The organism is Paraburkholderia sp. XV, from assembly GCF_020177535.1.
In the GTDB taxonomy this organism is placed as follows: Bacteria; Pseudomonadota; Gammaproteobacteria; order Burkholderiales; family Burkholderiaceae; genus Paraburkholderia; species Paraburkholderia caribensis.
In genome coordinates, this window is record NZ_JAGUUD010000191.1 from 1 (window position 1) to 9,933 (window position 9,933).

General features: G+C 62.2%; 8 protein-coding genes. 6 read left to right on the forward strand and 2 right to left on the reverse strand.

The genetic code is table 11. The annotated features are described in order from the left end of the window. Nucleotides 1-174 precede the first annotated feature (174 nt). The gene (murU, locus tag KFO72_RS40135) at nucleotides 175-864 is read right to left on the reverse strand and encodes an N-acetylmuramate alpha-1-phosphate uridylyltransferase MurU (protein ID WP_225034421.1); all 690 of its coding nucleotides are present in this window, start codon (nucleotides 862-864) and stop codon (nucleotides 175-177) included. Between the two features lie 24 nt (nucleotides 865-888). Continuing rightward, nucleotides 889-1,965, reverse strand: a complete 1,077-nt coding sequence (locus KFO72_RS40140; protein ID WP_107203477.1) for an aminoglycoside phosphotransferase family protein — start codon at nucleotides 1,963-1,965, stop codon at nucleotides 889-891. A gap of 226 nt (nucleotides 1,966-2,191) precedes the next feature. Here KFO72_RS40140 and KFO72_RS40145 point away from each other — a divergent pair, with 226 nt between their 5' ends. From KFO72_RS40145 to gloA, 6 genes are all read left to right on the forward strand, one after another. Continuing rightward, nucleotides 2,192-4,561, forward strand: coding sequence for an LPS-assembly protein LptD (locus KFO72_RS40145; protein WP_224099759.1), 2,370 nt, complete (start codon nucleotides 2,192-2,194; stop codon nucleotides 4,559-4,561). A 115-nt stretch (nucleotides 4,562-4,676) separates the two neighbouring features. After that, nucleotides 4,677-6,056, forward strand: coding sequence for a peptidylprolyl isomerase (locus tag KFO72_RS40150; protein ID WP_176055587.1), 1,380 nt, complete (start codon nucleotides 4,677-4,679; stop codon nucleotides 6,054-6,056). A gap of 13 nt (nucleotides 6,057-6,069) precedes the next feature. Next, nucleotides 6,070-7,071, forward strand: coding sequence for a 4-hydroxythreonine-4-phosphate dehydrogenase PdxA (gene pdxA / locus KFO72_RS40155; RefSeq protein ID WP_054929724.1), 1,002 nt, complete (start codon nucleotides 6,070-6,072; stop codon nucleotides 7,069-7,071). A 21-nt stretch (nucleotides 7,072-7,092) separates the two neighbouring features. Next, complete coding sequence (gene rsmA / locus KFO72_RS40160) at nucleotides 7,093-7,923, forward strand: 16S rRNA (adenine(1518)-N(6)/adenine(1519)-N(6))-dimethyltransferase RsmA (RefSeq protein ID WP_054929725.1); 831 nt, start codon at nucleotides 7,093-7,095, stop codon at nucleotides 7,921-7,923. Nucleotides 7,924-8,140: 217 nt separating this feature from the next. After that, entirely contained in the window at nucleotides 8,141-9,268 is a 1,128-nt protein-coding gene (locus KFO72_RS40165; RefSeq protein WP_054929726.1) for a porin, read from the forward strand. Nucleotides 9,269-9,395: 127 nt separating this feature from the next. After that, entirely contained in the window at nucleotides 9,396-9,782 is a 387-nt protein-coding gene (gloA, locus tag KFO72_RS40170) for a lactoylglutathione lyase (RefSeq protein ID WP_054929727.1), read from the forward strand. Nucleotides 9,783-9,933: the final 151 nt, after the last annotated feature.

A 9,933-nucleotide genomic window follows, 5' to 3' on the forward strand; every position in this document is an offset into this window, starting at 1 on the left:
GGCAAAGAAAAGTAGGTGCCGCCCCGCACAGGGGCGACGCGTGAAGCAAGCTAACAATTCGCGAATGCCAGCGAAAGCAAAGCCAATTCGCGAATGCCAGCGAAAGCAAAACCAATTCGCGAATGCCAGCGAAACCACAAGCACCCCACCCAAGCGTCGCAGACGAAAAAAAACCTACCCCTTCAACAACTCATCAAGCGCCACAAGTTGCGCCGGAGTCCCAACGTTCTCCCACAACCCGGTATAGAGCGCCCCAGTAGCGCGCCTATGCGCAATAGCCTCACGATAATACGGCGAAAGGGCCCGCCGCGTCCCCGGCGCGAGATCACGAAACATCCGCGTGTCATAAAGCCCGATGCTTCCAAACGTATACCGCGGCGCGCCACCAAGCGCCAACACTCCATCGCTGGCAAGCACAAAATCCCCAGCCGGATGAAACGAAGGATTCGGCACCATCACCAGATGCATCCCGGGCAAATCCGCAGCCGCGAGACGCGCACCCGCCGCGCGCAGCGTCGAATAATCAAAATCCGCGTACACATCACCCGCGACAGCAACGAACACCTCAGGCTTGCCTGAGTCCTCCAGCAGCGGCAACGCCTTGGCAATTCCACCCGCCGTTTCGAGCGCCTCATGCTCGGCGGAATAACGCAACTCGACACCAAACCGCGAACCGTCGCCCAGCGCATCCTCGATCTGCGCGCCGAGCCAGGCATGATTAACGACAATCGTCGTAAAACCGGCGTCCGCCAGCCGCTCGATCTGCCATTCGATCAGCGCCTTGCCCCCCACCTTCAGCAACGGCTTCGGACACGCGTCCGTCAGCGGTCGCATCCGGTCGCCGCGCCCGGCGGCGAAGATCATCGCTTTGTTCAAATTCTTCATCGGTCAGAACGTGTAGCCGACGTCGACGGCGCGGCCTTCGAGGTCGTCGAGCAGCCTCGCGAACGGCACGAGCGGCCGGTATCGCTCGCACACCTTGCGCGCATAGCCGATGAAACGCGGCAGATCCGCCATGTAATGCGGCTTGCCGTCGCGATAGTTGATCCGGCAGAACAGGCCAAGCACCTTGATGTGCCGCTGAAGGCCCATCCATTCGAGCTGTCGATAGAACTCGCCGAAGTCGGCATCGACGGGAAGCCCCGCCTTTTTCGCGCGTTCCCAGTAGTACACGAAGCAATCAAGCTCGAACTCTTCGTCCCAACCGATGAACGCATCGCGCAACAGCGAAGCAACGTCATACGTGATCGGGCCGTACACCGCATCCTGGAAGTCGAGCACGCCGGGATTCGGGCTGGCGATCATCAGATTGCGCGGCATGAAATCGCGCAGCATGAAGACCTGCGGCTGCGCCCGCGCGCTCGCGACCAGCAACGCGAACGTGCGATCGAGCACGCCGCGCGTGTTCTCATCCACCTCCTGCCCGAGATGCCGGCCGATGAACCACTCCGGCATCAGCTCCATTTCGCGGCGCAGGAAGGCCTCGTCGAACGGCGGCAGCACGTCCTCGCGCGAGGCGAGCTGCCAGCGGATCAGCGCATCGAGCGCGTCGCGCATCAGCGTTTTGGCTTCCGCGGGACTACTTTGCTTCAGTGTGGACAGATACGACTGCGTGCCGAGATCCGTGACGAGCATGAAGCCCGCATCGAGATCGACTTCCAGCACGCGCGGCACGTGGACGCCGGCGTCGGCCAGCAAACCCGCCACCTGCACGAATTCACGGCATTTCTCGGGCGGCGGCGCATCGACGGCGATCACCGTCGCGCCGCCGGCGACAAGCTCCGCGCCGCTGCCCGCAAGGCGGAAGTAGCGGCGAAAGCTCGCATCGGCGGAAGCGGGCTTCAGTGTGGCAAGGTCAAGGCCGTAGCGACCGGCGTGGGATTGCAGCCAGGCGCCGAGAAGCTCGAGCCGGGCGTCCGCCGTCGAAGAAGCGGATGTAAGGGAAGATACGGGGGAAAGCGTCATGAAATGCCGGTGACAAAATCGGGGTGGGCAACGTCTTGCCATATAATACCCCACGACTTTTTTGACGCGACTCGCGTCAGTTCTCGCGCATCTCGTTGGATCGCCCGCCTTACCGCTGCATGAATCGTCAAAAGTTGTGCATTCGATGCCCGATTGCACAGGCGGCAACTCGTGACTAATGACCGGGCACATGAACTGACAGCAGGGCCGATACGCCAAACGATACATGCCGCCTAGACAGTTTTTCCGAACCACTTCCACCTCTGACGCCTTGCCGCGCAGAAGGCGGCTCGCAGCGGCGCTGGTCGCCGTGCCGGGTCTGCTGCCCGCGCTTTCGCATGCGCAGCTGGCGGGAGAGGCGGCGCAGGCGCAGCCGATAGACGCGCCGTGGGGCCTGCGGCTGGCTCCACAACTCGAAGAACATCCGGCACCCAACGGCCAGAGCCCCGCCACCTTCGTGCTGGGCGACTCGACCACGGGCACGGCCGACCAGGACATCGCGGCCAAAGGTGCCGCGGAAGTCCGCCGCACGAACTCGGCGCTGAAAGCCGACGCGCTTCATTACGATCAGGATACGGACATGGCCGATGCTTACGGCAATGTCCACCTGTCGGGCAACGGGGCCACGTTCTCGGGCCCGGAAGCGCACATGAAGATCGAGTCGAGCGAAGGCTTCATGACCACGCCCAAATATCACTTCACGGTGACGGGCGGTTCGGGCAGTGCCGAGCGCGTCGATCTGCTCGACAACGAGCGCTCGGTGTTCACGCGCGGCACCTATACGGCGTGTCAGTGCGCGGAAGATCCGGCGTGGTACATCAAGGGCAGCGAGTTCGATTTCGACACGGGCGCCGACGACGGCGTCGCGCACAACGGCGTGCTGTTCTTCCAGGGCGTCCCCGTGTTCGCGAGCCCGTGGCTGTCGTTCCCGCTGTCGGGTGCGCGGCGAAGCGGCCTGTTGCCGCCGACAGCATCGCTCAGTTCGACCAATGGCTTCGAGCTGGCGCTGCCGTACTACTTCAACATTGCGCCGAACCGCGATCTGACCGTGACGCCGCGCATTCTGTCGAAGCGCGGCGTGCAGTTGCAGGCGAACTTCCGCTATCTGTCGCCGACCTATAGCGGCTCGATCACCGGCGAGTATCTGCCCGACGACAAGATCACCCACACGAACCGGTATGCGCTGTATATCCAGCACAACCAGAACTTCGGTTCGGGCTTCGGCGGGTACATCTACTACAACAAGGTCTCGGACAACACCTATCCGGAAGACCTGGCGTCGACGACGAACCAGTTCCTGAACGGCACGCAGCTGCTGTACCAGCAGGAAGCGGGGCTGACGTACAACAACGGGCCGTGGTCCGTGCTCGCGCGCGAACAGCACTGGCAGACGCTTTCGCCGTCCACCGCGCCTTACGGCCGCGAGCCGCAGTTGAACGTGAAGTACGCGAAGTACAACGTCGGCGGCTTCGACTTCGGCGCGGAAGCGGACTACACGCGCTTTCGCATCACGACGGCGGACGCGACGGAAGGCGATCGCGTCGTCTTCAATCCGTACCTGTCGTACTCCGTCATCGGTCCGGGTTACTTCGTCACGCCGAAGGTGCAATGGCACTTCGCGTCGTATGACCTGAGCAACATCGGCACGGGCTCGCCCCCGAACCAGCCGAAGAATTTCACCGAGTCGATACCGACGTTCTCGTTCGACACCGGGCTGATCTTCGACCGCTCGGTGCGTCTGTTCGGGCAGGATTTCATCCAGACGCTCGAACCGCGTCTGTACTACGTCTACACGCCGTATCGCAACCAGAGCTTCGCGCCGCTGTTCGATACGGCTGAGTCGGATTTCGGCCTTGCGGAAATCTTCACGCCGAACACGTTTGTCGGTAACGACCGGATCGCCGATGCGAACCGTCTGACGGCCGCCATCACTACGCGCTTCCTGAACCCGGCGACGGGCGACGAGCGCGCGCGCTTCGTGATCGCCCAGCAGTACTATTTCCGCGATCAGCGCGTCACGCTGGATCAGACTCAGCAGGCGTCGGAGCAGGCCACACACTCGGACCTGATACTCGGCGCGTCGTTGAAGCTCGGTGCCGGTTTCGCCTCGGAAACGGCGTTCCAATATAATGCGGACAACAACCAGCTGGTCAAGACCAGCATTGGTTTCGGGTACAGCCCGGCGGCAGGCAAGGTCATCAACCTCGGCTACCGTTACACGCGCGCCAACACGACGCTGGACAACCAGCCGATCAACCAGTTGCTGATCTCGGGGCAGTGGCCGTTGATGCACCGAGTGTTCGGCGTAGGGCGTATCAACTACGACCTGAAAGCACAACGCGTTGTCGACGCGCTTCTCGGCATGCAATACGACGCGGATTGCTGGACGCTCGGCGTAGGTTTTCAGCGTTATGCAAACGGGGTGAACTCGACGGGTGGTACGTCGTCCGGTACGCGGGTGCTCGCGCAGCTGACATTCAAAGGGCTGTCGAGCGTCGACAACGGGCTGATGTCCGCGTTCCGCGCCAGCGTGGCGGGCTATCAGCCGCCACCGCCGCCGCCGCCGCCCGAATCGCAGTTCAACAATTACGAATGAGCGGGTCACGAATCAGCGGGTCGCGAGTGACCAGATCGCGGGTGACAGATCGATGCCGCGTCGTTCGCAGAACAGACAAGACGGGCCGAGCGTGCCCGACATCACTGGAGTATCTGTGGCAATCATGAAAAAGCTTCGCCTGGCAACGTTCGCGACCGGCTTCGCTGCGGCCGCTTCCATTCTGCTGGCAGCGCCTGCGCACGCGCAGGCGCTGAGCGGCAACGGCAATGCTCAAACGGTCGATACGATCGCGGCTGTCGTCAACAACGGCGTGATCACGCAGCGCGAGCTGGACATGCGCGTCGGCCTGATCACGAAGCGGCTGAACCAGCAGCACGCGCCGATCCCGCCTGCCGATCAGCTGCGGCAGCAGGTTCTCAACCAGATGGTGCTGGAGCGCATCCAGCTGCAGAAGGCGCGCGAAGACGGCATCACCGTCGACGACGCGCAGGTGCAGCGCACGCTCGAACGTCTCGCGCAGGCCAACAACATGCCGCTCGAAATGTATCGCGCGCGTATCGAGGCGCAAGGCGTGCCCTGGTCGACCTTCATGGGCGACGCGAAGACGGAACTGATCCTGTCGCGTCTGCGCGAGAAGGAAGTGGACAGCAAGGTCACCGTGTCGGACGCGGAAGTGGCGAACTACATCGCGAGCCAGCGCGGGCCGACGGCCGGCCTGACCAGCGATCTGCGCCTCGAGCACATCCTGCTGAAGGCGCCGCTCAACGCGTCGCAGACGGATATCGAAGCGGCGCAGGCGAAGGCGAATGGACTGCTGCAGGAAGCGTTGAAGGGCGACAACTTCGAAAAGCTCGCGAAGGCCAATTCGCAGGCGGCGGATGCATCGAAGGGCGGTGACCTGGGCTTTCAGGCGCCGTCCAAACTGCCGCCTGAATTCGTGACGGCAGCCTCGACGCTGCGTCCGGGCCAGGTCAATCCGTCCGTGATCCGTACCAACGACGGCTTCGAGATCGTGCGACTCGTCGACCGCCGTTCGGGCCAAGGCGCGGCTTCCGCCGATTCGACCAAGCTCACGCAGACGCACGTGCGCCACATCCTGCTGCGCGTCGGCGACGGCCTGTCGGAGCCGCAGGCGCGCCAGAAACTGCTCGAAATCCGCCAGGAGATCGAGACGGGCCAGGGCGATTTCGACAAGTTTGCGCGGACCTATTCGCAGGACGGTTCGGCGTCGCAAGGCGGCGATCTCGGCTGGATCAGCCCGGGCGAGACGGTGCCCGAGTTCGAACGTGCGATGAACGCGCTGCAGGACAATCAGATCAGCCAGCCCGTGCGAAGCGAATACGGCTATCACCTGATCCAGGTGCTGGGCCGCCGCGAAGCGGAAGGATCGGTCTCGCAGCAGATGGACCTCGCGCGGCAGGCCATCGGCCAGCGCAAGGCCGAACAGGCCTACGCCGACTGGCTGCGTGAACTGCGCGACACGGCGTATGTCGATTACAAGGCAACCCCGATCACGGGTACGTCCGCGCAATAACTCTGGAATCGTCATGACCGCTGCCCAGCCCTCGAACGCACCGCTGAACATCGCGATCACCACGGGCGAGCCGGCTGGCGTCGGTCCTGAACTGACGGCACAGGCGCTCGCCGCAGCGGGCGCGCATTGGCCCGACGCGCATTTCACGGTGCTCGGCGACAGCGGACTGATGACCGAGCGCGCCAAGGCTGTCGGAATCGATTGGGCTTTGCAGCAGGGCCGCCGCATCGACACGCAGCATCACGCGCTCGCCGCGCCCGCGCAGGCCGGCAAGCTCGACGCGAAGAACGGGCCGTACGTGCTCGGCCTGCTCGATGCCGCGATCGACGGCGCGCTCGCGGGCACGTTCGACGCCATCGTCACCGCGCCGTTGCAAAAGAGCACGATCAACGACGCCGGCGTGCCGTTCACCGGCCACACCGAATATCTGGCGGAGCGCACCAACACGCCGCGCGTCGTGATGATGCTGGCGGGCACGGGCGCAAGGCCGCTGCGCGTCGCGCTTGCGACGACGCATCTGCCGCTGAAGGACGTGTCGGCGGCGTTGACGGTCGACGGGCTCGTCGACACGCTGCGGATCATCGACCATGACCTGCGGCATCATTTCGGGCTGCCCGCGCCGCGCATTCTCGTCACGGGCCTGAATCCGCATGCGGGTGAAAACGGCTATCTCGGCCGCGAGGAAATCGACGTGATCTCGCCGGCGCTGCAACAGGCGAACGGGCAAGGCATCGACGCGCGCGGCCCGTATCCCGCCGACACGCTGTTCCAGCCACGTTATTTGAACGAAGCCGATTGCGTGCTCGCGATGTTTCATGATCAGGGCCTGCCCGTTCTGAAATACGCGACGTTTGGCGAAGGCATCAACGTGACGTTGGGCTTGCCGATCATCCGCACGTCGGTCGATCACGGCACGGCGCTCGATCTCGCCGGCACGGGCCGCGCGGATGCGGGCAGCCTGATCGCCGCGATCGACACCGCAGTTTCCATGGCGCGCAACCGTCGCGCCGCATGATTTTTTTGTAGCTTCTAATCGATGTCCAACAGTTCAAGCAGACAGCACCAGGGCCACTTCGCGCGCAAGCGCTTCGGACAGAATTTTCTGGTCGACCTGGGCATCATCGATTCGATTGTCGACGTCATCCGTCCGCAACGCGGCGAACGCATGGTCGAAATCGGACCGGGGTTGGGCGCGCTGACGGAGCCGCTGATCGGGCGTCTCGCGACGCCCGAAGCGCCGCTGCACGCCGTCGAACTGGACCGCGACCTGATCGGGCGTCTGAAAAAAAAATTCGGCGAGCTACTCGAATTGCATGAAGGCGATGCGCTCGCGTTCGACTTCGGCTCGCTCGCCGACGCGGGCGAGAAGCCCACGCTGCGTATCGTCGGCAATCTGCCGTACAACATTTCAAGCCCGCTGCTGTTTCATCTCGCCACCTTTGCGGACCGCGTGATCGATCAGCATTTCATGTTGCAGAACGAAGTGGTCGAACGGATGGTCGCGGAGCCGGGCACCAAGGCATTCAGCCGGTTGTCGGTGATGTTGCAGTACCGCTACGTGATCGACAAGCTGCTCGACGTGCCGCCGGAATCGTTCCAGCCGCCGCCGAAGGTCGATTCCGCGATCGTCCGCATGATTCCGTACGCGCCACACGAACTGCCTTCCGTCGATCAAACAACGCTCGGCGAACTCGTCACCGCGGCGTTCTCGCAGCGTCGCAAGATGTTGCGCAACACGCTGTCCGCCTATCGAGATGCCGTCGATTTCGACGCGCTCGGTTTCGATCTGCAACGCCGCGCGGAGGACGTGCCGGTGGCGGAGTACGTATCCGTTGCCCAGGCCGTATCGGCAGCTTCGCCGAAGTAGCCAGAATCGCATCGAGTCAAGTCACAACGACGGCTCGTTGCATCTGCAAAGGCCACTGTAGACAGCCCGCAACACGCGGGCTTTCTTTTATCTTCCCGACTCTTCATACAGATTAATCTTACGCTTGCTTGCGTTCGCCTATTTGCGCGCCAGCGAGGCCGCACCGCTTTAAGACATTCCCACGCATTTACGCATGCAGGATGGATCAGGAGACGGTATGACGAAGGGGAGCAAGAGACTGCGGTTTTGCGCGTGGGCGGCGCTTTCGCCCGCATTGACGTGCGCGACGGCGCACGCGCAATCGAGCGTCACCTTGTATGGCATTGTCGACGAAAGCGTCCGGTATATGACGCACGTGAACAAGAACGGTGACTCGAGCGTTGGCCTCGGCAACGGCGGCATGTCGGAGAGCCGTTGGGGGTTGCGCGGCGTCGAGGACCTGGGCGGCGGCTGGTCGACCTTCTTCAAGCTCGAAAACCGTATCTACATTAACAGTGGTCAGAGCGATCCGACGCTGCCGTTTTTCAACGAGGCGCAGATCGGCGTGCAATCGACGTCGTATGGCAGGCTGATCTTTGGGCGGATGCCGAACGTGCTGATCGAAGGGATCACGTTTGGGGGCTATGGCAGCAACCCGTGGATTCCTTACGACTTCAGCTTCCAGCCGGAAGTGACGATGTCGGGCGGCATCTGGACGAGCAATCAGGTGCAGTATCAGGCGCGTGCGCATGACGTGTTGTTGTCGGTCGGGTATGCGTTCGGCGGGGTTGCTGGGCATCAGTCGTATGGTTCGCAGTATGGGGCGGCGCTGGCTTACGCGCCAAGCGGTGGGCCTGTGAGCCTGGGCGGTGCGTATGAGGAGTCGCGCGACTCCGTCAATGGCAGCGCGGCGAAAGCCTGGACGTTTGGTGCGTCGTATACGTGGAACCAGACGCGCTTTGCGCTCGGCTATATCGTCAATCAGAACGACGCGGGGTTTTCCAATTTCGCGAACGGTCCGTTTACGGCGCCTGTGCTTGCGGCGCTCAAGTACACGGACTTTTCACGGCGTCGAATGATAATGGGCGGTATTACGCAGCAGGTGGGCGCTGCCTGGCATTTTGCAGCGAATGTGTGGCGGACATTGCAGGACGGCAAGACGCCGGCGCAGGATGGTTCTGCGTGGCAGTATCAACTCGTTGCTGATTACAGTTTGTCCAAGCGCACGGATGTCTATGTGGAAGGCGACTACTCGCTGTATCGCGGGGATCTGATTGGCGCGCAATTGCAGGGTGTGAATGGTGTCGGGCTGGCGCAGAAGGGCACGCAGATCGGGCTGATGGCAGGGCTGCGGCATCTGTTTTAAAGTTTTGCCTATGGGGCGTGTGGACACTGCGGGCTTGACTTTGACTTTGCGTCGGCGAGCGCGCGGCGTTTTCTGTTTTTCTGTACATTTACGCCCTCGACATCCCTACACAATACTGGAGTGCATCATGCGCCTTCTTCACACCATGCTCCGAGTCGGCAATCTCGACCGCTCGATCAAGTTCTATACCGAGTTGCTCGGGATGAAAGTGCTGCGTCGCAATGACTATCCTGAAGGCAAGTTTACGCTTGCGTTTGTTGGGTATGAAGATGAGAAGGATGGCACGGTTATCGAGCTGACTCACAATTGGGATACTGAGTCGTACGACTTGGGTAATGCGTTTGGGCACCTCGCGGTGGAGGTCGATGACGCGTATGCCGCGTGCGCCAAGATCAAGGAACAAGGTGGGACGGTTGTGCGGGAGGCGGGGCCTATGAAGCACGGTACGACCGTTATTGCGTTTGTGACTGACCCTGACGGGTATAAGATCGAGTTTATTCAGCGGAAGTCGTAAGGGTTTTTGGTTTTTTTTGTCTGCGACGCTGGGTGGTTTGCTAGTGTGTTCGCTGGCATGCGCGGTTTGCTTTTGCTTTCGCTGGCATCCGCGATGCGTTAGCTCGCTTCAGGCGTCGCCCCTGTGCGGGGCGGCACCTACTTTTCTTTGC